Below are 24,791 nucleotides of genomic sequence, written 5' to 3' on the forward strand. Positions count from 1 at the left end.
TCAATTTCGTTTTACCTTTGCAAATTTCCGCTTTCCGACTTGGACAACCATGCCGTCTTCCACTTGAATTTGCGCTTGGATGTCGGTGACTTTTTCCTGGTTGATCCGGACACCGCCCTGTTGAATCATCCTGCGCCCTTCCCCGTTACTTGCCACCAAACCCAGCTTGGACAAGAGGGCAACCACCCAGATCTTTCCTTCTTCCAAATCTTCTTCGGCCAAGGCCACTTCCGGAATCTCGTCCGGTAACGATCCCTTTTGGAAGACGGTTTGGAAATGCTTCTGGGCTTCATCCGCCGCCTCTTTTCCGTGATACATCCGCACCAAGGTATGCGCCAGACGCATTTTTGCATCCCGGGGATGCATTTTTCCTTGCTCCAGCTCTTGCTTTAAATTCTCCAGCTCATCCAAGGTCAGATCGGTCACCAGCTCAAAATACTTGAGCATCAATTCGTCCGGAATGGACATGGTTTTTCCATACATGTTATTCGGCTCTTCATCGACACCGATGTAGTTGCCCAAGCTTTTGCTCATTTTCTTCACGCCGTCCAGCCCTTCCAGGATCGGCATGGTCAAAATCACTTGTTCTTCCAGGCCGTATTCTTTTTGCAACTGGCGCCCCATCAATAAGTTAAATGTCTGGTCCGTCCCCCCGATCTCAATGTCACTTTTGAGCACCACCGAATCGTACCCTTGCATCAGGGGATAGAAAAACTCATGAATGCTGATGGCCTGGCCCCTTTCGTAACGTTTGGAAAAATCATCCCGTTCCAACATGCGGGCCACGGTGCATTTTGAAGCCAGATGGGTCACATCGGCAAAGGTCAGCGGACTTAACCAGTGGCTGTTGAAATAAACTTCGGTTTTTTCCCGGTCCAACACTTTAAACAATTGGTCCGTATAAGTTTTCGCATTTTCTTTCACTTCTTCTTCGGACAACTGTTTCCGGGTTTGCGATTTTCCGGTCGGGTCCCCGATTTGTGCGGTAAAATCCCCGATCACCAGCTGAACCTGATGTCCCAACTCCTGAAATTCGCGCAGTTTATGAAAGACGACCGTATGCCCGATATGCAGATCCGGGGCGGTCGGGTCCAAACCCAGTTTGATTTTCAGCGGGCGGTTTTCTTCGACCGCGCGGGCCAATTTCTCCCGCAAATCTTCCAATGGCAAAATTTCGGCTGCCCCGCGCCGGATCACTCTCAGTTGTTGTTCCGTTTTTTCCATGGTTTCGGCGGACCATTCTCTTTTTACTGACATACCTGTTCCCTCCCTAAGTAAAATAAAAATAGGTCATAAAAAAACTCCATCCCTCATCAAAAGGGACGGAGATTGATTCCGCGGTACCACCCTCATTGGAAACAGGACGTTTCCCACTCATTTCGATAACGGACCCTGTCGTCCGTGCGCATGACACGCAAGCTCCCAAGTGTAATTCACCGCCAGGTTCCTGCCGGTTCACAGCAACCACCGGCTCTCTGAAAGGAATGGTCTGGCGACTACTCGCTTGTTCACAGCTTTTTACACGTTATAATAACCAGATTATGCTATAATATTACCCTAGAATGAGGAGGGTATCAAGTGAATGAAAAGTAGATCAGCCCGATTTACAAAAAAACGAAAGCATCAACCGGTGATCAACACGGTGAAACCTGTCCTTTACGGGCTTGTTGCTTTCGTGCTGATCGCCGCTTTTTTTGCGGTCGGCACTGGTGCGGGCATTGTATCCGCCATGGTGAAAGATGAACCGGTGAGAGATAAAGAAGATTTTGAAAAAGCATTAAACAGCTTGTTTGAAAACAGTTATGCCTATTTCGCCAACAAAGATGACAACGGAAATCCCATTCGCATCGGAGCCTTCCGGAATGAAGGGGATGTACGGAAACTCATCAAGTCGGTAAACGATGTCAGCCCTTACCTGATCGATGCTTTTATATCCGTCGAAGACCGCGATTTTTACAAACATCACGGGATTGTTCCCCGTTCGATCCTGCGGGCGGCTTACCAGCAGATCACCCATGCGGACGTGACCACCGGCGGAAGCACGATCACCCAGCAATTGGTGCGGCGGGTCATCCTGGAGAATTTCGAAAAAGACCTAGCGCGAAAATCCAAAGAAATCGTTTTGTCCATCCGGCTTGACTCCTTGTTGGAGAAAGACCAGATTCTCGTTTATTACATGAACAGCGTCTATTTCGGCAAAGGAGCCAACAATCAAAACCTGTACGGTGTACAGGCTGCAGCCAACGGCATTTTCGGCGTGGATGTCAAAGACCTGAACCTCGCCCAGTCCGCCTATCTTGCCGGGATGGTTCAACGACCGAATGCATACAATCCATTCGGCGAGCCGGATAATCTCCGCCGCGGTTTGGACCGGATGAGACTGGTGCTGTCGGAAATGCTGGAGAACGAAAAGATCACGGAAGAACAATATCAGGAAGCGTTGAAGTTTGACATCAAGGGTTCCCTGGCCAAACCCAATCCGGACGCCAACGGCTATGCCAATTATCCGTTTATCATGTATGCGCTTGAAAAAGAAGCGGCCGAAATCCTGATGAAAAAAGACGGCCTGGATATCGAAAAACTGAGCCAGGAAGGCAAATACCGCGTCACCTTGCAAAAATACATCGAGCGGATCCGGACACAGGGATACCATGTGTACAGCACCATCGACAAAAACATGTATGATGCCGTCAACAAGGAAGCCACCAAACATCTCACCTTCCACACGCGCAAATACGGTGAGTTTGAAGACCATGAACAATTGGGCGCGGTCCTCATGGACAACCGCACGGGAGCTGTTCTTTCCTTTGTCTCCTCGTCCGATCGCGAGGGCAATCAAAAAGACCATGCTTTTGACGCTTTAAACCAACCCGGCTCCTCCATCAAGCCGTTAATCGTTTACGGACCGGCCATTGAACAAAAAGTGGTTTCCCCCGACACCAAAGTTCTGGATGAAAAACTGGCCCGGGGAGACGGTTCCGGCTATTATCAAAACGCGAACCAAAAATATCACGGACCGGTGACCGTCCGGGAAGCTTTAAAATGGTCCTACAACATTCCGGCCATCAAAGTGTTCAACCACTTGGGCCATGACACCGGCTTCGAGTATCTGCGCAAGCTGAAAATCCCGCCGCATCCAAACGACGGGGAATCGGCCGCCATCGGGGGACAGACCAAAGGTTATTCCGTGGCCAGAATGACAGCGGCTTATGCCACGTTTGGAAACCAAGGGAAATACAATGATCCCTACATGGTGGAAAAAATCACCAATGCGGACGGGGAAGTCATCTATGAACACGAAAACAAACCGGAAACGGTCTTCTCACCGCAAACCGCCTATCAAGTGACGGACATGCTTCGCGAAGTCGTCAAAGGAGGAACCGGTGTATATATCGGAAGCCGCATAAACGGCTTTGACATTGCCGGAAAAACCGGAACCACTTCCGACGACCGGGACCTCTGGTTTATCGGTTACACTCCGCAAATCACCCTGGGGGTTTGGAGCGGATACGATTACAACTTCCCGATGAGCCATAATGACAAATTCTCCAAACAAGCCTGGGTCAATATTTTTAAAGCCGCTCAAAAAGCAGCGCCTCAATACTTTGACAAAAATGCGCGCTTTGAAAACCCCGGCGGACTTTTCCACGGCGTTTCGTGCCTGGAATGCGACCGCATTAACAAACATCAGGAAGACAAAGAAAAAAAAGACAAACAAAAAGATCCGACAACCGGCAAACCGACGGATGATCCTTCACAAGGAAATCCGGATGATGGCACGAAGCCGCCCGACATCGTCCGTCCGCCGGATGACGAACCGTCGGATGGCGGCGGCGGAGACGATCCCAATCCTCCCGATGATCCCGGGAGGGAACCGGATCATCAGGACGGAAACCAGCCCGATCATCCCGGACGCCCACCGGGACAAAGGGATGAAAACTGAACACTCTGTTTCGAAAATCCCCTGATCTTTTAAAAAAGATCAGGGGATTTTTTCAGTCAAAAAACCATGAAAATATTGTCAAAAATTATATATGACTAGCAAGATCATGCTCTATGTTATAATAGGTCTCGTCAACATGGAGGGAGGGGATTGATGCATCATCATGAAACCATCTAACCATCCCGACGAGAGCGAACAAAAAGTGGGGAAAGAAGAAAAATGAACAACAAGATCAAGCGTATTTTACTCGGCTGTTTATCAGTCATCCTGATTCTCTCTGTAGGAATATTCGGGGCCGGAGCAGGCGTTGTTTCTGCTTTTGCCAAAAATGAAACGATCCGGACCAAAGAGTCTTACGAAAAAGAATTGACCGGTTGGTCGCAAACCAGTTACGCTTATTTCCGTTCAGAAGAGCCGATCGGGCGCATGATCGCACAAACGGACCGGAAACTGATCAAAAACATGGATGAAGTGAGCCCGTATGTTGTGGATGCCCTGATCGCCACTGAAGACAGGGATTTCTACGATCATAACGGGATTGTCCCCCGCTCGATTTTACGCGCTGTCTGGCAGCAAATCAGCAACAGCGGCGTGGAAACCGGGGGAAGTACGCTTACCCAGCAATTGGTGAAAAATGAGATTTTGGACAACACCAAAAAAACGTATGAGCGCAAAGTCTTGGAAATCATCAATGCCGTGCGTTTGGAACGGTTTTACAACAAAGATGAGATTTTTGTAAAATATTTAAATAGTGTTGAATTCGGCCCCGGTGCTCACGGCACCCGGATGGTTGGTTTTGCCTCCGCCGCACGCGGGCTTTTTAATAAAGACATCAAAGAATTGTCCATTGCAGAAGCGGCTTATCTGGCAGGAATGGTGCAACGCCCCTACGACTACAATCCCTTTTTTGGAAACACCGAACAAGAGCAAAACAAGCATTTCCAAAAAGGGTTAAAACGGATGAAATATGTATTGGGGAAAATGCTTGAAACCGGCAAAATCTCGCAAGCGGAATACAATCAAGCCGTCAAATACGACATCAAAGCCCATCTTGCCAAGTCATCGGATTTTCCAAATGCATACGCAGAATATCCGTACATCATCACTTCCGTTGAACGGGAAGCCGCACAAGTGTTAAAAGAACTGGATCGGAAAAAAGGCAATAAAGTTCAGTCGGATAAAAACTACATCGATCAAGTTCGTCAAGGCGGATACAAAATTTACACAACGATTGACAAAAACATGTACAATGCAGTGAACGACGCTGTTTCCAAAATGCACATTCCTTCAAAAAACGGCCACAGCGAACAAATCGGTGCAACCATTATCGACAACAAAACCGGAGCCATTCTGGCTTTTGTTGGTGGCACCAGTTTTGAGAAATCGAACATCAACTATGCACTGAACGCAACCAACCAGCCGGGATCCACCATCAAACCGTTGCTGGTATACGGTCCGGCCATGAATGAAGGAATCATTTCACCCAACTCCATCATTATTGACGAACCGATCAAAAAAGCAGGAAGCTCTGACAACTACGTCAATGCGAACGGAAAATATTCCGGTCCCGTGACGGCCACGGTTGCCTTGCAAAACTCGCTCAACATTCCGGCCGTGAAAATTTTCCGCGAACTGGGAATCAAAAAAGGCTTTAAATACTTACGCAAGATGGACATGCCGCCCACCAAATACGATGGTGAAGCTTCCGCGTTGGGAGGCATGCGTGCAGGGTACACCGTTGCCGAGATGACAGCCGGCTTTGCCATGATTGCCAATAACGGAAAACATAACAAACCCCATTTGATCCAAAAAATCGTCGATTCCAATGGGGATGTGATTTACGAGTTTGAAAAACACCATCAGCCAAAAACCATTTTGAAACCGTCCGTTTCCTATGAATTAACCAAAATGCTGCAAAAAGTGGTGACGGATGGAACCGGTCGCTATATCGGCTCCAGCCTGCCAGGGTTCACCATTGCCGGTAAGACCGGAACGACATCCAATTATTTTGACCTGTGGTTCATTGGCTATACTCCGGAAATTTCCCTCGGGGTCTGGTCCGGTTATTCGGATGCAAACCGTCCGGCCGACAAAGATCTTTCCAAAATTGCATGGGTCAAAATCTTTAAAGCGGCTCAGCAAGCAAGTCCGGATCTGATCAAACAAGGAAGCCAGTTTGAAAATCCGGGCGGACAAGTAAAGGACCAATGCTTTGAATGTCATAAGGTCCCGCAACAACCGCAACAGCCGGCACAACCGGGGAACAACCCGGCGCAACCCGGTCAACAACCGGATAACCCGGGACAGCAACCGGCACCTCCGCAACAACCGCAGCAGCCGGCACAGCCCCAACCGGGAGCGGAGCAACCGCAACAAGCCAATACGTTCCTGCGTTATTTCGCACCGGAAAAAGAAAAAGACGCCACCTGAAAGTGGCGTCTTTTTTTTATCGATTAATCTTCCATGGTGGACAAATCACCGGTCGGCAACCCCAGTTCCCAAGCTTTTAAGACGCGGCGCATGATTTTCCCGCTGCGGGTCTTGGGCAATTTGTCTTTAAATTCAATTTCCCGCGGTGCGGCATGAGCCGCCAATCCCTTTTTCACAAACAAACGGATCTCTTCTTTTAACTCATCGGAAGGTTCATAGCCGTCACGAAGCGAGATGAAAGCTTTGATAATTTGTCCCCGCACCGGATCCGGTTTCCCGATGACCCCCGCTTCCGCCACCGCCGGATGCTCGACCAGTTTGCTTTCCACTTCAAACGGGCCTACGCGTTCCCCGGAGGTATTGATCACATCATCCAGACGGCCTTGGAACCAGAAATAACCTTCCTCGTCCTTGTATGCCGTGTCTCCCGATGTATACCAGCCGGGAATTTTGAAATATTCATTGTATTTTTCGGGGTTTTTCCAAATCTGCCTCATCATGGACGGCCATGGTGTTTTGATGGAGAGATTCCCCATCTGATAAGGCGGCAACTCATTTCCGTCGTCATCCAAAATGGCCGCTTTCACCCCCGGGATCGGTTTTCCCATGGACCCGGGTTTGATCTCCATTTGCGGGAAGTTAGCAATCAGAATCCCGCCGGTTTCCGTCATCCACCAATTGTCATGGATGCGTTTGTTATATACTTTTAAGCCCCAGCGAACCACTTCCGGATTGAGCGGTTCCCCCACGCTCAGGATATGCCGGACTGAAGAAAGATCATACCGTTTGACCACTTCTTCCCCAGCTCCCATCAACATCCTGAAGGCGGTCGGCGCGCTGTACCAAACCGTTACTTTATATTTTTCAAGAGTTTGGTACCAGTCATCCGGCGAAAACCGTCCTCCGCGAATCACATTGGTCACTCCGTTCAACCAGGGAGCAAAAATCCCGTAACAAGTTCCGGTCACCCAACCCGGATCCGCTGTGCACCAATAAATGTCATTTTCCTGCAGATCGAGAACCCACTTCCCGGTTTGATAATGCTGAATCATGGCATTATGCACATGGAGAACCCCTTTGGGCTTTCCTGTGGACCCGGAAGTATAATGCATCAGCATGGGATCTTCCCGATCAACCCATTCCATTTCCAATTCCGTCGATGCCTGCGACATCTCTTTTTCAAAGGAATACACACCCTCGGCGGTGTTTTCTTCCCCATCGACCAGGATCACATATTTTAAATTTGGCAACTCTTCTCTCGGCACACGTTCCAAAAGACTTTTCGTTGTCACCAGAGCCACCGCTTCGCTGTCTAGCAGGCGGTCTTTCACCGCATCTTCCATGAATGCTTCAAACAAAGGGCCTGCAATTGCACCAATTTTGATAATTCCCAAAAAACTGACGTAAAGTTCGGGGGTCCGGGGCATAAAATAAAAACGCGATCACCCTTTACAACGCCCAGCTTTCTCAGGACATTGCCAAATTGGTTCGACTTTTGCTTCAACTCGTCAAAGGTATATTTCTCGTCCCGCTTGGCATCACTATAATACAAGGCGATTTTGTCTTTTTTCCCCTCATCGACATGGCGGTCAATTGCTTCATAAGCTGCGTTGACTTTTCCCGTTTTGGCCCACGTGAACTGCTGTTCCACTTCTTCCCAGCGAAAGCTCTTGTAAGTGTTTTCATAATCTTGCAGATTATTCCCTGTTGTTTTCACTGCAATGGTCTCATCATGTCTCATAAGAAGAGATGCCCCCTTTAAAATAAAGGTTTCACTTTTCAGTATTATAACATAATTCGAATCAAATTCAAATTTTAGACACAAAAGAAGAAGAGTAAAAACTTTTCTTCCCCTTACATCAGTGTGCAGGTTTAAATGTTTTGCAGTCGGTTTCTTTGGTGTCTTCCGCTTCTTCCCCTTTGTGGCTCACAACATAAATTTCCTCGGCACTGCACAAGTTTCCTTGTTGCCAGTAGGTGCAGTTTTTCACTTCGCACAATACATCGCGTGCCATCTTTCACATCCCTCCTTTGCTCTACGATTATTCTCTCTCATGCCCTCCTTTTTTACACTGTCAGATTCATGAAAAAAACGCCTCGCCTTTTCAGGCTGGCGTTTTTCATGACCGGTTCCCGTTGCGCAAGGAAAGCATGCGGCAAACCATTTCACTGGAGCGCTTGGCCGCCAACTGCGTAAACTCCGCGAAATTCACATTGGCCGAATGGTCTGCCCGGTCGGACATGGAACGGATCACCACATAGGGTATGCCGGCCAGATGGGCGACATGGGCGACCGCCGCACCTTCCATTTCCACACAAGTTCCTTCCATCTGTTCCCGCAATTCCTTGACTTTTCCAAGATCAGAAATAAATTGGTCACCGGACAAAACTTTACCTTGTACGACTTGAACCCCTTCCAGCGTTTCCCCGGCTTTGACCGCCCATTCGATCCATCCGGGATCGGCCGGGTATACCGACACTTCCTGAAAGGGAATGGTTCCTTTGGCAAATCCCAACGCACTGGCATCCACATCATGCTCCTGGCATTCGGTGGAAACGACAATATCCCCGATTTCCAACTTGGGGTCCAAAGCTCCGGCCACGCCGGTAAACACGATCGCCTGCACTTGAAAACGATCAATCAACACCTGCGTGCACAAAGCGGCGTTCACTTTGCCGACGCCCGATTTACAAAGCACCACGGAGGTGCCCTCGAGCCGGCCTTCATAATAAGTGATTTGATAATGGGTATGAGACCGTACATCCGCCATCAAACGGAGCAGAGAGGCAATTTCTTCGTCCATTGCCCCGATAATTCCAATCTTTTTTTTCATCCGTTTCTCCTCGCTTATTCTTTTTCTTCTTCCCACTCTTTTAACCGGGTGGATTCCCGCAATTGAATGTCATACGGCAAATAAACCTGACCGGTCTCCACTTGCTCTTCATTCATGTATTTCGTAAGCAACCGCATGGCCACCGCACCGATGTCATACATCGGAACCCCGACGCTACTTAAAAGCGGGCGGACTTGGGAAGCCAGCGGAATGTTTTCAAAACCGATGACCGATAAATCTTTCGGAACGTCACGCCCCATATCCAATGCCGCATGAAGGGCACCCACGGCCATTTCATCGCTGGCGGCAAAGACAGCGGTGATTTCCGGACGGTTTTCCAAGAGTTCTTTCATCGCTTTGTAACCGGAACGGTAGCGATAATCCCCCAAACGGATCAGTTCTTCCTCAAAAGCGATATCCATCTCTTTCAATGCTTCTTTGTAACCGAGATAACGCGGATAGCCGTTGACCGAATCCGTCAGCGGGCCGCCGATGAACCCGACATGTTGATGTCCCTCATGCCCCAGGATCAGGGTTGCCTCTTTGGATGCCTGAATCTGGTCAATCGTGACATATGGCAGTTCTTTTTTCTCATCGCGGCTCGCCGCAAGGACAACGGGCACCGGTGTGGCCGAGAAAATTTCCCGGTGTGCTTCGGTGATTTCCCCGCCCAAAAACAGCAGGCCGTCGACTTGTTTTTCCAGCAGTGTTTCAATTAACTGCAATTCCCTGTCCTTTTGCAAATCCGAATTGCTCAAAATAATGTTGTAATGATACATCGTGGCAATATCTTCGATGCCCCGGGTCAGTTCGGCATAAAAAGCGTTGGAAATATCCGGGATCACCACACCGACGGTGGTGGTTCTTTTGCTTGCCAGCCCGCGCGCCACCGCATTGGGCCGATACCCGAGCCGGCGGATGACATCCAACACTTTCTTTCTGGTTGCCGGTTTGACATTGGGGTTTCCATTGACAACACGGGATACGGTCGCCATGGAAACGCCCGCTTCATGAGCAACGTCATAAATCGTGATTGTCTCTTTTTTCTTACCCATACTACTCCACATCCATTTTCTAATTTTTTTCAAAAACCATCTCTTCTTATGCATTTTTTAGTTTTTACCAGGTTACTTCTTTCCATCCTGAAGCTGTGACATTAATTGTAGCACATATGGCAAGGTGTCTCCCATAATACTGGTCCATGCTTCCGGGGATCCCCGGTTGATCCAGACAATCGGCTGGCGTGGCGCCAGAGCCCGGTACAGCTTTTTCGTCGAAATCAATCTTGGAACCATGGGCGGCAAGTTCGGGTTTTTTTCACGGGCTTCTTGGATCAAGCGCTCGGCGTGTTCAGCTGAAGTGAAAAAGTCCACAATCGGGCTTTGATCCTGTCCGGCCAAAATCACCATATTTCCGTCCGGATCCACCACAACCCAAATTCTGCGCAACTCCGCCATCGCCCGGCAAACTTCCCAGCCGTTTCCCATTCCCTGTCCTTCAATTGTGGCCCTCTCCAACTTTTTCAAGCCCATCGCCACATCCGGATCGACCGGCTTCCGGGGAACCGGCTCCGGACTCACGGGTTGGGGTTGCACACGTTCCGGCTCCTGATTCGAAGTTGCGGTTTCCCGGGACGGGTTGCTGACAGGTTCGGGAGATTGCGGCAGTGGTTCGGGCAGTTGGTTGGCCGCCGGCACCTGTTCGGGCAATTCGGCGGTTTGGGCTTGTTCAGGCAACTTCTGACGGCGTCCGGAAAAAATCACTGCTGCATGTTCCGGCGATAACAACCCCTGCTCCGGCAAACCAAAATGGAAATAAGGAGCTGCCGCCCCCAATTCACGGCAACGCTCTTCAATTTTTTCCCACGAATGCTGTACGGCCTGTCCTCCCGACCTTTGCGTGGCATATTGTGCATCTTGTTCACTTACATAAACCGCCACGGAATATTGCCCCTTTTGGTACTCCACCAATAACAGTTGATCGTCCAGGGTCGGCACCCAGGGGCCCGGCATCTCTTTAAACTGTTCAACCGCATATGCATAAATCAACTTCTGCACATGCGGCTTGATCAAAAACAGAGGCGAATCCTGCCCCGGATTGAGAATCACCCCGTCCGCTTGCGACCGGTAGGCTTTTAGCAAAAACGTCAGCGCCGGTTCACTCACAACCTGCAGATGCTGAGGCTGATCCACCCGGATCACTCCCGCCGATTCAGGATCCGTAAAAGCTGCAATATAGTCACTGTTTTGATTCCCCTTGGACAATAAAGGATTTCTCTCCGATCCCACCGTCTGGTAAACAATCGTCCAGTCAGACAAGTTTTTCACCAACAGATGAAACAGTTCTTCCAGACTCATCTGATTCCTGTCCACTCTCACCAAATATTCCCTGACATCCAACAAACGTTCCTCCCCCTGTAACACAGTTCTTCTTTATTATAAGGGATGTGATCCGGTCCGACATATTTGATCAGCATCCTCGTCTTTTAAAGGTTCATTTCCTCCACCATGATCATCATATCAAAAAATTGCACGAAAAAAAGCGGACAGACTGTGAAGCCGGTCCGCTTTTTTAACGCCGTCCCGCTTATGTTGCCGAAACCAACTGGCCTTCCAACAATCCGGAACTTTTAAGCTCGCCCATAAACGATTCAAATTGAGGGATGTTGATCTGCTGTTTGGCATCCGACAACGCCACATCCGGATTGGGGTGCACTTCCAGCATGACACCGTCTGCCCCCGCAGCAAGAGCCGCTTTGGCACAGGGAACCAAAATGTCCCGCCTTCCTGTAGAGTGAGTGACATCCACAATCACCGGCAAATGCGATTCATTTTTCAGAATCGGAACAGCTGAAATATCCAATGTGTTTCGTGTCCATTTTTCATAGGTCCTGATTCCCCGTTCACACAACATCACCTGATCATTTCCGCGGGAAACGATATATTCGGCCGCAAACAAAAACTCCTCCATTGTTGCGGACAATCCCCTTTTCAACAACACCGGGGTTTTGACCGAGCCGGCCGCTTTCAAAAGCTCAAAGTTTTGCATATTGCGCGCGCCGATTTGGATCACGTCCACATATTGCTCGGCCATTTCAATATCCACGGGACTTACGATTTCGCTGATCACCTTCAACCCGTATTCATCCGCTGCCTGCCTTAAGATTTTCAAGCCTTCTTCGCCCAACCCCTGGAAGTCGTAAGGCGATGTCCGGGGTTTGAAAGCGCCGCCCCGCATCAACTTGACGCCCTGTTCTTTCAAAGCTTTGGCCACGGCAAAAACCTGTTCCTCCGACTCAACGGAACAAGGTCCGGCGATCACTTGCCGTTTGGGACCGCCAACCGTCACCCCGTCAAAATCCAACACCGTATCCGTTTCTTTTCTTTTCCGGCTCACCAACAATTCTTTCTTCTGGTTGTCTTGTTGCAAATCCAGACATGCCTTAAAGATTTGCTTGAACAGATAGCGGATGGTGTCATCCGAAAAAGGCCCGGGGTTTTGTTTCACCAAGGTGTTCAGCATGTTTTTTTCGCGTTCGGGGTCAAACTTGTTGATCCCTTGTTTTTTCTTCACTTCGCCAATTTGCTTGGCGATTTGGGCACGCTCGCTTAACAAGTCCAATAATTTCAAATTGATTTCATCCAGTTGTTTTCTTAACGCTTGCAGTTGATCACTCACTCGTCTGTCTCCTCTCTACTCATCCTAAAAATAATTTTTGATATTATAACGAAAAATGCCTGAATTGTCACCCGTTAATTTGAAACCGGAGTGTTTCTTCCCGCTCCCGCAATCCACGGGTTTTTGCTGTTTCTTCCGGCATGCCCGGTTCCCGGCTCATTTCCGGATCGCGCCTCCCTGAAATTGGCGAAGGATGATGATTGATCCGGCTTTAACGGGCTTGCCACATGGTTTCCCGGCCGGATCCCGCTCATCAACGGGGTTCGCTGACCGCTCGGCCGATCTTTTCCGCTGTGATATTCGAATGGGATGTGTACCAAACCACTTTTCCTTCTTTGATCCACATCACTTGCGGGGATTCATGCCGGATGCCAAACCTTTCTGAAACGGTGTTGGAAACGTCCCGTTGTTCAATCACATGGACGACCGCCGCCGGCACCCGCCGGCCTGCATCCGTGTTTAAAAACCGTTGAAATTCATCAAACGCTTGTGCACTGACAGGACACCGGGTGCTGTGTTTAAACAACAATAACTTGTCATTGCCGGCCAAAAATTCTTCCATTTGCTCCCGGCTTTCAATCAAAACATAAGGTTTCAATGGAACGGCCTCCTTTGACTCTTTCCTTTTGAAAAAAGAGCCAACAACGGATTTTGTTGGCTCAAGCAGATCGTTTTATGATGGAGAAACTTCTCCGGTCTTTTGCTCTTCTTTGGTTTCTTCCTGTTTTTTCGGCGCGGGCAGTTCCATCCATCCTTCATACGAATCTTCTTTTTCCGTGTCCTTGTAAACGGGATCGACCGGTTCATTGACGAGGGAATAATAAAATTCCTTTCCTTTTTCCTTGGTCAATTCCAGATTTTTTTCCAATTCCTCACGCATTTCCTTCCCGTTGCGCGGGGTGGTCAAAACGGCAACCGCCGCTCCGACCACAGCACCAATAAAAGCTCCTGCAACAAAGTATTTACACTTCGCCACGGATTTTCACTCCTTTGCTTTGCTCGGTTTTTCGATCCTGTTTCCAGCGCTTGGCCAGTTCAATTCCGGTCCCGATGACACTGATCAAATTTCCGTACCGGGATTGATGGGCTTTGATTTGCTGATCCACCCGGACAGAGATCTGCTCCATGGTTTTTCCCCATTCATCCAGCGCATGAAATAACGATTCGGTTTTCTCCGTCTTCTTGCGGACCTCTTCCACCAAGCCCTTGGTTTCTTTGACCGTTAAATGCGTTTCGTCAATGGTGGCCGTCACCTGACCTTTGACTTCATTCAAGGTGGTTTGCACAGTTTCAATGGTTTGGGTGATTTTGATCAAAAAACGAACGGCAAAAATGACCAGGACGACGATTGCCACTGCCATCACTGCCACACTGATTTCAAGAATCACTCCGTCAGCACCTCCTTTATCCTCCCTGGTTGCCGCTTTCTTGTCCCGGCCAGCCGAACGGATATTGTTTCGACAGGGTGACCGGCAAACGCCCCTGGCTTTGGATCCGTCCGGCCATGATTTTGGCGCCGGCTTCCAACAGCGGACGGGACGATCCATATAAAGCAATGGATGTGACGCCCTCCGGCAATTGATCCAATCCGTAGGGGACATCCATTCCCCAGACAATGACCGGGATCCGTTTGGCATGTAACGTTTGAATCAAGTCAATCCATGCCGGATTTTCCTTCACCTGATTGATCACGACCAATGCCGCATCCGCATTTCCGGCCTTCTCCGCCAAAGCCGGAACTTGCGTTTTCTTCAGGGAATCGACATAATTCACATCAGCTTCATATCCGTTTTGTTTTAAAACCTCCGCTATGGCCTGGGGTTTATTCACGGTGAACACAGCCAGCTTTTTCGCATTTTCCGGCTTCAACGGGATGTGTTGTGCCGGATCTTTCACCAGCGTCACCCCTTGCTCGGCGGTTTGCCGGGCCACTTTTTCCGCTTCGGGCCGGTTGGAAAGCTCCGTGGCTTTCTCAACATCGGTATACGGTTGTTTCAAAAAAGCGTCTTTTGCTTTTAACCGGAGAATCCGGCGAACCGACTCATCAATGCGCGCCTCGTCAATTTCCCCTTTTTCGACGGCTTGTTTCACCGCTTCGATGGATTGGGTTTGCCGCTCAAGCGAATGGCAAACCAACACAATGTCTGCTCCGGCCTTGATGGCACGGACCACCGCTTCGCGGGTACCGAAATTCTCCGCAATGGCTCCCATCTCCATGTCATCGGTGATGATGATGCCGTCGTAATTCAATTGTTTTCGCAACAGCCCCGTCAACACTTTTTCGGACAACGTGGCGGGAATCCCCGGCTCCTTTTCAAGCGCAGGGAAGATGATATGCGTGCTCATCACCATATCCGTCCCTTGCGAAACGGCTTTTTTAAAGGGAACCAGTTCCACTTGGTTCAAGCGTTCCATGGAGTGTGAAATCTCAGGCAGTCCCACATGGGAATCGACCGCCGTGTCCCCGTGTCCGGGAAAATGCTTGGCAATCGTGTAGATGCCGCTGTCATGAAATCCCCGGATCAATTCCGCTCCCAATTCAGCCGTCAGCCCGGGATCTTCGGAAAACGAACGCACACCGATCACCGGATTTTCCGGATTGTTATTCACATCCAACACCGGAGCCATATTCAAGTTGACACCGACGGCTCTCAACTCTTTGCCCATTTGTTTGCCGGTCTGGTAAGCCAGCTCTTTGTTTTGCGTGGCTCCGAGAGCCATGTTGCCCGGAAAAGCGGTAAACCCTTCCTTAAACCGGGCCACTTTTCCCCCTTCCTGATCCACCGTGATGAACAACGGAATTTTCCTTTCCGATGAAAGCGCCAGTTTTTGCAAATCATTGCTCAGCTTTGCAACCTGGTTTGGACTTTCCACATTCCGGTCAAAATAAATCATGCCTCCCACATGGTAATCCTCAATCAATGTTTTGGCTTGTTCATTCACAGTGAGCGCTTGTTCGTTGCCGCCTTTTCCTTTGAAGCCGACAATAAACATTTGCCCGATCTTTTCTTCCAAGCTCATGTTTTTCAATTGTTCCTCCACCCAGTTCGAGGAAGCCTCAGGCATCGGTTTTTCCCCGGATCCGGGTGAAGAGGAGGGCGAACAAGCCGTAACGGCTCCCATACAAACCGCCAGACAAAAACTTATGTATTTCAGATATTTCGGACGCAAATCCATCTCTCCCTCTTCCTGTCTCCCTTCCATTGTACTGAATCCCGGGCGGAACTTAAAGGAATGTCACCCGCCTTTCAATTTGTCAGAATATTTATCGCTAGTTATTGAAAGTTCGAAAGAGTATAATAGACACGGAATATTTAAATGAGGTGATTAATCCATGAGCCATAAAACCATCGTAGTCATGAAAGGGGATCAAACCGGACAAGAACTGTTGGACGAAGCATTGCGGGTTTTGGATCCGAATGTGATCGGAATGGATCTCGAATTTCAAACGTTTGACTTGAGCCTGGAAAACCGGAGAAAAACGAACAACGAAGTCGTTTATGAAGCGGCACGGGCGATGAAACGGACGGGATTCGGCTTGAAAGCAGCCACCATCACCCCGGAAGAAAAAGGGGATGTGGGAAGCCCCAATGCCATTTTGCGGAAAGAAATTGACGGAAAAGTGATCATCCGCACCGGACGCAGAATTCCGGGAGTCCGCCCCGTTGCGGGAACCTTTGCCCCGATTTCCGTCATCCGCATGGCGGTGGGTGACGCGTACGGCGCCAAAGAATGGCGGGAAGGTGAGGGCTTGGATGAAATCGCTTTCCGGACGGAACAAATTGACCGCAAAACCTGCCGTGCCGTTGCCGAATTTGCCTTCCGCCACGCAAAAAAAATGAACGCCAAAGTGTTTGGCGGACCGAAATACACCGTCAGCCCCGTTTATGAAGGAATGTTAAAAGAAGAAATGGACGAAGCGAGCAAGCGCTATCCGGAAGTCCGTTACGAGCCCCAATTGATTGACGCGACTTATGCCCTTCTCATCAACAACTCCGGCGATCCCCTTGTCATTCCGGCATTAAACCGTGATGGAGACTGTTTGAGTGATATGGTTCTCCAATTGTTTGGATCCATCGCCGGTTCGGAATCGATTTTGATAAGCTTTGACGAATCCTTTGACACCCAAACGGTCATGGCCGAAGCGCCGCATGGCACCGCACCTTCTTTGTTCGGCAAAAACGTGGCCAATCCCATGGCCATGATCCTGGCTGCCGCCTCTTTGTTCACGTATATGGATGACCCCAAAGCCAGCGCCGCTTCCCGCGCCATCTATGAATCAGTGATTGAAACGGTCCGCGAAGGAGTGCGAACCGCCGATCTGGGCGGAAGCGCCACCACAACGGAATTCACCAATGAAGTGATCAGCAAGGTCCAAACAAAACTGGAAGTATGGACAACCCTGCAAGGGTTTTGAACCCAACGCAAACACACCCGGTTTTTTACCGGGTGTGTTTTTGCAAACATTCATCTTTTTGTGCGGGGCAAACCTCTTTTTCCTTGTAAAATGTCCAGCCCTTTTTGCGGATTTTTTTGCACCTGGTTGGCGAACCTTTTCAATTCGCCGAAATCGACATCGGCCTGGGTCACTTTCATCAGGTATTGCAAAACCGCATCCATTCCGCCCCGCTCATGGGCGCGTTTGGCCCCTTCCATGATCTGCTCCATTTTGCTTTCGGACAGCACCGATCTTCCCATAATGGCATTGATCATGTGGGCAAGGTCTTTCATGGATGGTCCTTTTCCGGTCATTTCCATTCCTCCTTACAGGCAACTCCATATACTATATGCCCCCCTGGTTCAAATTGCTTATCAAAGCGACCCACTCCAAACGTCCAATCTTCAAAAATCGTGATGTTCACCTAACACCTTTTGGCGGAATTTTGTATAAATTCATAGCAAAAACATCAGTGATACACCGCTTTTCGAAAGGAGAACCGCCATGCCCTTTCCCTTGTCAACATCCCGACAAAATCCGCCATATCTCAATCTGCTTCTTTTCTTGCTGATCATTCCGGTCATCTTTGTGTTTGTCATGAACCTGCATCTTTGACTCCGGCAATTTCCCCGGCAAAGATATTCGCCTTTACAAAAGAAAAACACCGAGCATAAAGTAAATCAGCACTGGTGAAAAATATCCAATTCACCAGCAAATCCAATAAAGGAGGATTTTACATGAGCGAATATTACGGTGGTTTCGGCTGGAGACAACTTCTGATCTACCTCTTGGTCATCGCCACGATCTTTGTCTTTGTCGGATCAGGATTTGGAAGAGGCGGATATTGCTGATCCGCTGATTCTTTGAATCTTCCTTGAAAGGAGGTGTTCAAATGAGCGGATACTACGGCGGTTTCGGCTGGAGACAACTTTTGATCTTCCTCCTGGTCATTGCCACGATCTTTGTCTTTGTCGGATCAGGGTTTGGAAAAGGCGGATATTGCTAATTCATTGATGTCGAAATCCTTTTCTTGAAAGGAGGTATTCAAGTGAGCGGATGCTACGGCGGTTTCGGCTGGAGACAGCTTTTGATCTACCTCTTGGTGATTGCCACCATCTTCGTCTTTGTCGGCGGATGCTTTGGTGGCGGAAAATACTGATCAACCGAATGCCTTCCAAAGAAAGAATCCCGCCCTCTCCAGACAGCATGAAAGTACAAAAAGCGCCTCTTTAAAGGCGCTTTTTGTTTATTCCGAATTTTCATTTCGTTTCGTTTGTCCATGGGCGGATTGAATATAGATTTTATTTTGATCCCGGTTCAACAATTGAATCAACAAATGATATTCTTCCAGCAACATGAGCTCGAAAAATTTCAAGTCCGTCTTCAGTTTATGGTTTTCCCGGAGCAAATCTTTCACCTGTGCCTGAATTTGTTCCAACCGGTTTTCCAAATCGGACAACTGTTGATCAAGCGATTCCTTTGAACGGCTGGACAAACGCTGCACCTCTTTTCATTGGAATCTGGCCATATTATTTTATGATGACGACTCTTTTTTGTGTTCGGCTTTTGTTTGAACTGCTGATTGATCTTCGGCAGGAAGGGTTGCGGAAAAAACGGGATTGGCCCCCATGTCCGACAACAGATTCAACAAATGCCGGTACTTGTTTTTCACTTCTTTCTGATACCATTGATATGATTCCCGGTCTTCACGCAGTCCGCGATTTTCTTCTTTTAATATCCGGTAACGCTTGTTGAGCTTTTGCCGCTTTTCCTTTAATTGATTCAGGTTTTCTTTCAGGCTCTTTTCTTCTTGTTCCAGCTGTTTCAGCATTGGGACCAGCACATCAACCGATGAGCATCGCTCTTCTTTGTTTTTCCTCAATTGCTTGGCAACCCGTGCTCTCTTTGCCTCATGAAATGAACGGGGATCTTGTTGTTTGACGACCGCATTCCAGCGAAACCCGCAGGATCCGGGAGTCCGGTTCAGCTTTTCCCCCACTTTTTGAAAGGCTTCGATTTGCGTTCCGCCCTGACGGATGGCTTCCAACACGGTCTCTTTTAAGAGCCGGTCCTCTTCTTCGGTCCATCGTCTCCCCTTCACTCCTCCATCCTCCTTTCCTGACGGTTTCGTTGATGAAGACGCACCTAGTAATTATTTAGTCAATAACAAGTAATTTTATGTTTAATTTATAAAAGATAATTATATAAACAAAGAAGTTGTCCGTTTCCGCGGACAACTCCCCGAGCCTTTTTTCGACATTTTTTACCGGTTGTTGTTGAAATCGTGTTCGTCCGGCAACTTGCACGGCAAAATGCCCAGCCGGTCCACCTCTTCCCGGCTGATTTTTTCCACACCTTCCGGCAGAATTTGCAAACATTCGTTTAACCAACGGACGACTCCGGCCACATCCACGCCGTCTTTTTGCGGGACAAACGGTTTCAGGTAACCGAGGGCACTGGAAGCCAGCTTTCTGGCTCCGCGTACTTTTCCCCTTTTCAACTGATGCATGATGGCCGCAATTTGAATCAACCCGTGATAAAAATCATTGTGCCGCTGGGTTTGCCACAATTCTTCCAACACTTCATGGGCTTCCCAATACTCTTCGTTGTGGTAATGACGGAAAAACTGAAGATACAGCGGGGGGTATGTCATGAATTTTTCAATCCTTCCGTTCGGTTTGGTGTTCATCCCTGTGTGTTTCAGGGTATATTCTTTATGTCATTCTCATCATAACGAATGCAAAACAAAAGAAAAAAGACCAGGCGATTCCTGGTCACATGAAAGAGGGTCAAGATTAAGGAGTTAAAAGAAGCGTGGTAGCGTAAGCAAGAAGGTCAACCTTACTTACACGAACATTTTAACACGCTCCCCGAATTTTGTCGATATCATGTCGAGAGATGTTTTCAAACTGTTTCAATTTTAAACCGCTTTTCATATTACCCACTTTTTCCAAAAGAAGAAAATCTTGGGTGTTTTCGTCGCTTTTTTCACCATGTCAAACTGGGAGCGGATGATTTTGTTTTTGGGGTCCATCCGGAGCGCCTGCTTCAATTGCTCGGCCGCTTCGTCATAACGGTTCATCTCCATGAACACTTTGGCTTTGCGCTGATGATAAAGTGGATTCGCCTGATAATACTGAGCCGCCAATCTGAGGTGCAATAACGCTTGTCCCGTTTTGCCGCGCAGCAAATAAATTTCAGCCAGCAACGTGTGGGCAATCGCGTCTTTCGGATTCCATTCCAGACTGTGGAACAAAACATTTTGAGCAAGCGTCAGCGAATCGGTATGGGTTATCAAATAACGGGCATACTCCCGGGCCCCTTTACTGAATTGGCGGTGTCTGTGAAAACATTCCTGATACATGACACCGGCTTCCCGCAGTTCTCCTTTGGCTTCCAAAATTTGCGCCAAAAGAAGTTTGGCCCCGGCGTGATCCCCGTCCAGTTCCAACGCCTTTTGCACGGCGGTTTGGGCACGATTCCAATAGCCTTTTCTGGCTTCCAAAACCGCCAACAACAAATATTCCTCCACACGCGGATTGTCTTGAATCATTTTTTCGATCCGTGAACGGTTTCTCCTGTAACTGCCCGTGACCAGCCAGCGTCCTTTTTTTCCATTTTCACAGACAAAATCAACATCAATCATCGGCCCAACCACTTTCGTTTCCCCCTTAGTCCAAGAAATCTGTTCTATGATCAACCCTCACTGAATCGTTATTCACTTCATGACAGAAAACAAACCCCGGCCAAACTGGCTGAGAAACCAGGGTTTTCATGAAGAATGCCGAATTCTTCCCTGACGCATGCCAAAAAATATCCATCCCGCCATTTGATGATGGGAAAGTCTTGGCCGTTTCCGGTGCAGAATATTTCATGGAAAAGATGACAATCATCATCAATCTGTTCACTTTGTTCACTAACAAACAAAATAATCCGATTAATTCCATGTTTAGTATATCATAAGTACTATTTTATTTCTGCAATTAATTTAAATATTTTTCACATAATCCTATCAATGTTTCATATATTTATACCCAAATTTTTATTATAATGAAGAAATGCTCATTTATTATCCTCATCCCTTTTCACATCTTTTTTTCATTTCCTTATTTTGGATTCCGGACAAGGGGGAACCGAAGATGAAAATTGCTTGGATGGACCAGGCGCCGGAACAATGGCTGGAAAAATTTCGCTTTTTTACTCCGATCCAAGTTCGTTTTTCCGATACGGACCAACTCGGGCACATCAATAATGTCAGTTATTTCAGTTATTTCGAGTACGGACGGATCGCTTACCTGGAAGCGCTGGATTTGACAAAGAGCCTGCTGGATGCCTCGCGCTCCTCTGCACAAGGCGTGATTGTCACCGCCAGCTTGGAATGCCAATATTTAAAACAAGTTCATTTCGGGGAGAAAGTTTCGCTCGGGGTCCGCATTTCCCGCTTGGGACGAAGCAGTGCCGATTTCGAATATGCATTGGTGACGGGCGAAAACAAAACGCTGTCGGCCGCCGGAAGGGGTGCGGTGGTTTATATTGATCCCAAAACCGGCAAAAGCCGGCCGATCCCGGAGGAAGTCAAAGATCGCATCCGTGCTTATGAACAAATGATGGAGCCGATCGAATAACCGCAGTCATCAATCATTCAAAAAGGGATTCATCCACAACAGGATGAATCCCTTTTTGTTCCGAAAATCTATCTCAATGGTAAACCGAAGATTCATGGTGATACTGAATGGTTTGGGCGATAATCCGGTTCATATCATCTTTGTTAATGTCTGAGAGCTTCCCGTGAACCATGATACTCGCATTCCGTTCCGTTTCCGTCAATAAGTCGTAAAGTTCAGGGGACACAACAAGAACTAACTGCGAAAGCTTCATGGTTTGCATGAGAGCATCACCCCGTCCGTTTTTTACAACTTGTTTTTTATATTATGACACAAATAGAATCAAAATACGATATCTTTCGACAAATTTTTTGTGAATTGACAAAATGAAAAGAGCCCCGGACGGGTCGGGACTCCTTGATTGCTCAACCTGATGTTCACCGGTTTGTTCCCAACAAAATGGCGTGGTCCACTTTGATGCAGCGATCCATCACCACAATCAGTCCATTTTCCGCGGCATAACGCGCCGCTTCTTCATGAATCACGCCTTCTTGCAGCCAAAGAGCTTTCGCTCCGGCTTCCACGGCTTCTTTGGCCACCGGAAAAACATGTTCGCTGCGGCGGAATACATTGACAATATCGATCGGTTCTTTGATTTCGGTCAAAGAAGCGTATGGTTTTTCCCCCAACACCGGTCCGGTTAAATTGGGATTCACCGGAAAGATCCGGTAGCCTGCCTTTTGCAAAGCTTGCGCAATCATGTGACTGGTCCGGGCCGGATTGTCCGAACAACCCACAACCGCAATATTTTTTGCCTCTTGGAGCAGTTTTTTCCGTATTTCGTCCGAAGGATTTTCAAACATTTTTGTCGGCACTCCCCTCTGATTGTGTGTCTCCCAACCATCTGACAAACTTCCGGCCAAACTCCCGGACGGAAAAAGCAGAAGATGTTTTGCGGTTATACATCATTTTGACGCTTTCCAGCAGCCAAACGGGGACTTTGCGTCCCCGGATCAACGGATAAAATTCGTAATATGCCTCCACCAGGTCATCCCAACGCCGGTCATTCCCCGGTTTCATATACTCGGAAACATCCAACAGCTTTCCGCGCCCTTTTTGCAAAAGGACATTTTTCAAATGAATGTCACGCGGGTTCAACCCTTTGAGACGCGCTTCACGACGTGCGTGTTCCACATCGATGATCACCTGCTCCGGGATTTCAATCCCTTCGCACAAACACTGATACAAGTTCAACCCTTGTTCATGACTCAAAACCAAATAATTGTCCCCTTTGCCGTAGCAACGGGCAAAATAAGGCGACCCCTTCAACTTTTGGTACACTTGAAACTCTTGCTCCACTTTGTGAAGGCGGTCTTCTGCAAACACCTTACAAACCCGGCCTTTGCATTCGGGATGGCTGACGACCACGGCATCCGTGCCGTAACCGACCAGGTTGAATACGGGGGGAAGATACTCAATCGTGACCGGTTCGTTTTCCGGATGGGCGTGGAAAATGATTTCCCCGATGGCTTCTTCAATCTTTCGGATCTGTTTCATGGGCTTGGCCCCTTGTCGATAATGTCCCATTTACAGTATTTACCCGATTTCAAAAAGAACATGCCATTGATTTCTATTTAAAAATCACGCAGCAAACCCCCGAGAGGGCCAAAAGATACAATCCGGAAGCAAGCCACATCACCCGGATCGCCTTCAAGAGGTGTTCCGGTTTTTTATCCTGAACCGGTTTTCCCATGTAAGCGCGGAACGATTTTTTCCCGAAATAAACATTGACTCCCCCCAGCCGGATTTGAAGCCCGCCCGCCATCAGGGACTCGGGAATGCCGCTGTTGGGACTGGGATGTTGACGGGCATCCCGCCTCCATGCCTGAAAAGCCGCGCCCGGGCTCAGCCGCAACAAACCGAAGGCCGCCAACATAAACGGAATCAATATGCGGGCCGGAATCCAGTTGGCCAGATCATCCAGCCTCGCCGAAGCCCAGCCCAGGTGTAAATAGGTCTCGTTTTTGTATCCGACCATGGAATCCAGGGTATTCGCCGCACGGTAAGCCATGGCCAGCGGCGCGCCTCCCAATGCCGCATAAAAAAGAGGGGATATGACCGCGTCCACAATATTTTCGGCAATGGTTTCCACACCCCCTCTCACAATTTCCCCTTCATCCAATGAATCCGTGTCTCTTCCGACCACCATGGACAAACGGCGGCGCGCCTCACCGATCTTTTTTTCCACCAAAGCGGAATAAACGGCTTTTCCCGACGCAGCCAAACTGCGCGGAGCCATCGTCAGCCAAACCAGCACCGCTTCAAACAAAAGGCCGGCCACCGGATGGAGCTGCTTCATGCCTTGAACCCCGAAAAAGGTCAAAAGCCAAGCGCCGCCTGCCACAACCAGCGGCAAAATCATCCCGGCACAGCGCCATTTCCACGCCGCCTCTTTTTCATTCCATCCTCTTTCCCGTCCGAAACAGCGGATGCGGCGGTCCAGCCACGCAATGGCTTTCCCCATGCCCACCACCGGATGATAACGGTTTGCCGGATCCGCAAAAAGACAATCCAAAAGAAACGCCAGGATCAAAACGGCAGCCGTGGTCATCTGCGCTCCTCCCCGTATCTTTCTTTCAGCACGGCTTCTTTCACCGCCTCAAAGACGGCTTTTCCCAAAGCACTTCCCAAAGGGCTGGACAATCCCGCATAGGCATGCACATCGTTTCTTGCCGGATCCTGGGTTGAAGCAATGAGAATCGCATCCGTTGTGGTGCCGGTGGCCGGATTTCCGCGGGCATCTGTTACCTTCAAGTCTTGCAAGGCCGCCGCTTTGGCTTCGGTTGCCGTGATCACGGCATTCA

25 protein-coding genes, 1 pseudogene and 1 other annotated feature are annotated in these 24,791 nt (G+C 48.8%); of the genes and pseudogenes, 4 read left to right on the forward strand and 22 right to left on the reverse strand.

The window, feature by feature from the left end:
- Entirely contained in the window at positions 1–1,257 is a 1,257-nt protein-coding gene (tyrS, locus tag H1R82_RS05005) for a tyrosine--tRNA ligase (RefSeq protein WP_181731125.1), read from the reverse strand.
- Between the two features lie 58 nt (positions 1,258–1,315).
- Positions 1,316–1,521: a binding site (T-box leader), on the reverse strand.
- 61 nt (positions 1,522–1,582) lie between these two features.
- Here tyrS and H1R82_RS05010 point away from each other — a divergent pair.
- On the forward strand, positions 1,583–3,943 hold the full coding sequence (locus H1R82_RS05010; protein ID WP_181731126.1) for a transglycosylase domain-containing protein: 2,361 nt from the start codon (positions 1,583–1,585) through the stop codon (positions 3,941–3,943).
- 219 nt (positions 3,944–4,162) lie between these two features.
- Positions 4,163–6,373: a transglycosylase domain-containing protein gene (locus H1R82_RS05015; protein ID WP_181731127.1), complete on the forward strand. Its 2,211-nt coding sequence runs from the start codon at positions 4,163–4,165 to the stop codon at positions 6,371–6,373.
- Between the two features lie 23 nt (positions 6,374–6,396).
- On the opposite strand, the pseudogene acsA reads toward H1R82_RS05015, so the two are convergent.
- The 10 genes and pseudogenes from acsA to nagZ all read right to left on the reverse strand — a co-directional run bounded on the left by acsA (position 6,397) and on the right by nagZ (position 16,089).
- Positions 6,397–8,114: pseudogene (gene acsA / locus H1R82_RS05020) on the reverse strand (acetate--CoA ligase).
- Between the two features lie 118 nt (positions 8,115–8,232).
- The gene (locus tag H1R82_RS05025) at positions 8,233–8,388 is read right to left on the reverse strand and encodes a DUF1540 domain-containing protein (protein ID WP_181731128.1); all 156 of its coding nucleotides are present in this window, start codon (positions 8,386–8,388) and stop codon (positions 8,233–8,235) included.
- A 105-nt stretch (positions 8,389–8,493) separates the two neighbouring features.
- Positions 8,494–9,207 carry a 5'-methylthioadenosine/adenosylhomocysteine nucleosidase gene (locus tag H1R82_RS05030; protein ID WP_181731129.1) on the reverse strand — a complete coding sequence of 238 codons (714 nt, stop codon included), beginning with the start codon at positions 9,205–9,207 and terminating at the stop codon, positions 8,494–8,496.
- A gap of 14 nt (positions 9,208–9,221) precedes the next feature.
- Entirely contained in the window at positions 9,222–10,262 is a 1,041-nt protein-coding gene (ccpA, locus tag H1R82_RS05035) for a catabolite control protein A (protein ID WP_181731130.1), read from the reverse strand.
- Positions 10,263–10,334: 72 nt separating this feature from the next.
- Complete coding sequence (locus H1R82_RS05040; protein ID WP_181731131.1) at positions 10,335–11,606, reverse strand: hypothetical protein; 1,272 nt, start codon at positions 11,604–11,606, stop codon at positions 10,335–10,337.
- A 187-nt stretch (positions 11,607–11,793) separates the two neighbouring features.
- Positions 11,794–12,885: a bifunctional 3-deoxy-7-phosphoheptulonate synthase/chorismate mutase gene (locus H1R82_RS05045; RefSeq protein WP_181731132.1), complete on the reverse strand. Its 1,092-nt coding sequence runs from the start codon at positions 12,883–12,885 to the stop codon at positions 11,794–11,796.
- Between the two features lie 253 nt (positions 12,886–13,138).
- Positions 13,139–13,483, reverse strand: coding sequence for a bacillithiol system redox-active protein YtxJ (gene ytxJ, locus H1R82_RS05050; RefSeq protein ID WP_181731133.1), 345 nt, complete (start codon positions 13,481–13,483; stop codon positions 13,139–13,141).
- Between the two features lie 75 nt (positions 13,484–13,558).
- Positions 13,559–13,861 carry a YtxH domain-containing protein gene (locus H1R82_RS05055; protein ID WP_181731134.1) on the reverse strand — a complete coding sequence of 101 codons (303 nt, stop codon included), beginning with the start codon at positions 13,859–13,861 and terminating at the stop codon, positions 13,559–13,561.
- Entirely contained in the window at positions 13,848–14,273 is a 426-nt protein-coding gene (locus tag H1R82_RS05060) for a DUF948 domain-containing protein (RefSeq protein WP_181731135.1), read from the reverse strand. Before H1R82_RS05060 ends, H1R82_RS05055 begins: the two co-directional genes overlap by 14 nt.
- A 16-nt stretch (positions 14,274–14,289) precedes the next feature.
- Positions 14,290–16,089, reverse strand: coding sequence for a beta-N-acetylhexosaminidase (gene nagZ, locus H1R82_RS05065; RefSeq protein WP_181731136.1), 1,800 nt, complete (start codon positions 16,087–16,089; stop codon positions 14,290–14,292).
- 130 nt (positions 16,090–16,219) lie between these two features.
- Here nagZ and H1R82_RS05070 point away from each other — a divergent pair, with 130 nt between their 5' ends.
- On the forward strand, positions 16,220–17,302 hold the full coding sequence (locus H1R82_RS05070; protein WP_181731137.1) for an isocitrate/isopropylmalate family dehydrogenase: 1,083 nt from the start codon (positions 16,220–16,222) through the stop codon (positions 17,300–17,302).
- 50 nt (positions 17,303–17,352) lie between these two features.
- Here H1R82_RS05070 and H1R82_RS05075 read toward each other — a convergent pair whose 3' ends face one another.
- The 6 genes from H1R82_RS05075 to H1R82_RS05100 form a co-directional block, all read right to left on the reverse strand.
- A complete protein-coding gene (locus H1R82_RS05075) occupies positions 17,353–17,637 on the reverse strand; it encodes a hypothetical protein (RefSeq protein WP_181731138.1) in 285 nt (94 codons plus the stop codon).
- A gap of 932 nt (positions 17,638–18,569) precedes the next feature.
- Complete coding sequence (locus H1R82_RS05080) at positions 18,570–18,818, reverse strand: hypothetical protein (protein WP_181731139.1); 249 nt, start codon at positions 18,816–18,818, stop codon at positions 18,570–18,572.
- A gap of 39 nt (positions 18,819–18,857) precedes the next feature.
- Positions 18,858–19,424 carry a Myb-like DNA-binding domain-containing protein gene (locus H1R82_RS05085; RefSeq protein ID WP_181731140.1) on the reverse strand — a complete coding sequence of 189 codons (567 nt, stop codon included), beginning with the start codon at positions 19,422–19,424 and terminating at the stop codon, positions 18,858–18,860.
- Between the two features lie 162 nt (positions 19,425–19,586).
- Positions 19,587–19,976 (reverse strand): DUF309 domain-containing protein, encoded by a 390-nt coding sequence (locus tag H1R82_RS05090; RefSeq protein ID WP_181731141.1) that lies wholly within the window; start codon positions 19,974–19,976, stop codon positions 19,587–19,589.
- A gap of 279 nt (positions 19,977–20,255) precedes the next feature.
- Entirely contained in the window at positions 20,256–20,981 is a 726-nt protein-coding gene (locus H1R82_RS05095) for a tetratricopeptide repeat protein (protein WP_181731142.1), read from the reverse strand.
- Positions 20,982–20,994: 13 nt separating this feature from the next.
- Positions 20,995–21,219, reverse strand: a complete 225-nt coding sequence (locus H1R82_RS05100; protein WP_181731143.1) for a hypothetical protein — start codon at positions 21,217–21,219, stop codon at positions 20,995–20,997.
- A 243-nt stretch (positions 21,220–21,462) separates the two neighbouring features.
- On the opposite strand from H1R82_RS05100, the gene H1R82_RS05105 reads away from it, so the two are divergent.
- On the forward strand, positions 21,463–21,948 hold the full coding sequence (locus tag H1R82_RS05105; RefSeq protein ID WP_181731144.1) for an acyl-CoA thioesterase: 486 nt from the start codon (positions 21,463–21,465) through the stop codon (positions 21,946–21,948).
- Between the two features lie 73 nt (positions 21,949–22,021).
- Here H1R82_RS05105 and H1R82_RS05110 read toward each other — a convergent pair whose 3' ends face one another.
- The 5 genes from H1R82_RS05110 to H1R82_RS05130 all read right to left on the reverse strand — a co-directional run.
- Complete coding sequence (locus H1R82_RS05110; RefSeq protein ID WP_037995676.1) at positions 22,022–22,210, reverse strand: hypothetical protein; 189 nt, start codon at positions 22,208–22,210, stop codon at positions 22,022–22,024.
- 154 nt (positions 22,211–22,364) lie between these two features.
- Positions 22,365–22,790 carry a CoA-binding protein gene (locus H1R82_RS05115; RefSeq protein WP_181731145.1) on the reverse strand — a complete coding sequence of 142 codons (426 nt, stop codon included), beginning with the start codon at positions 22,788–22,790 and terminating at the stop codon, positions 22,365–22,367.
- Positions 22,783–23,484 (reverse strand): protein kinase family protein, encoded by a 702-nt coding sequence (locus tag H1R82_RS05120; RefSeq protein ID WP_181731146.1) that lies wholly within the window; start codon positions 23,482–23,484, stop codon positions 22,783–22,785. Before H1R82_RS05120 ends, H1R82_RS05115 begins: the two co-directional genes overlap by 8 nt.
- Before the next feature lie 73 nt (positions 23,485–23,557).
- Positions 23,558–24,538: an adenosylcobinamide-phosphate synthase CbiB gene (gene cbiB, locus H1R82_RS05125; RefSeq protein WP_181731147.1), complete on the reverse strand. Its 981-nt coding sequence runs from the start codon at positions 24,536–24,538 to the stop codon at positions 23,558–23,560.
- On the reverse strand, positions 24,535–24,791 hold a 257-nt coding region (locus tag H1R82_RS05130), incomplete at its 5' end, for an adenosylcobinamide amidohydrolase (protein ID WP_181821611.1). The genes H1R82_RS05130 and cbiB, both read right to left, overlap by 4 nt.

The sequence above is a fragment of the Thermoactinomyces intermedius genome, assembly GCF_013912365.1.
Taxonomy (GTDB): Bacteria; Bacillota; Bacilli; order Thermoactinomycetales; family Thermoactinomycetaceae; genus Thermoactinomyces; species Thermoactinomyces intermedius.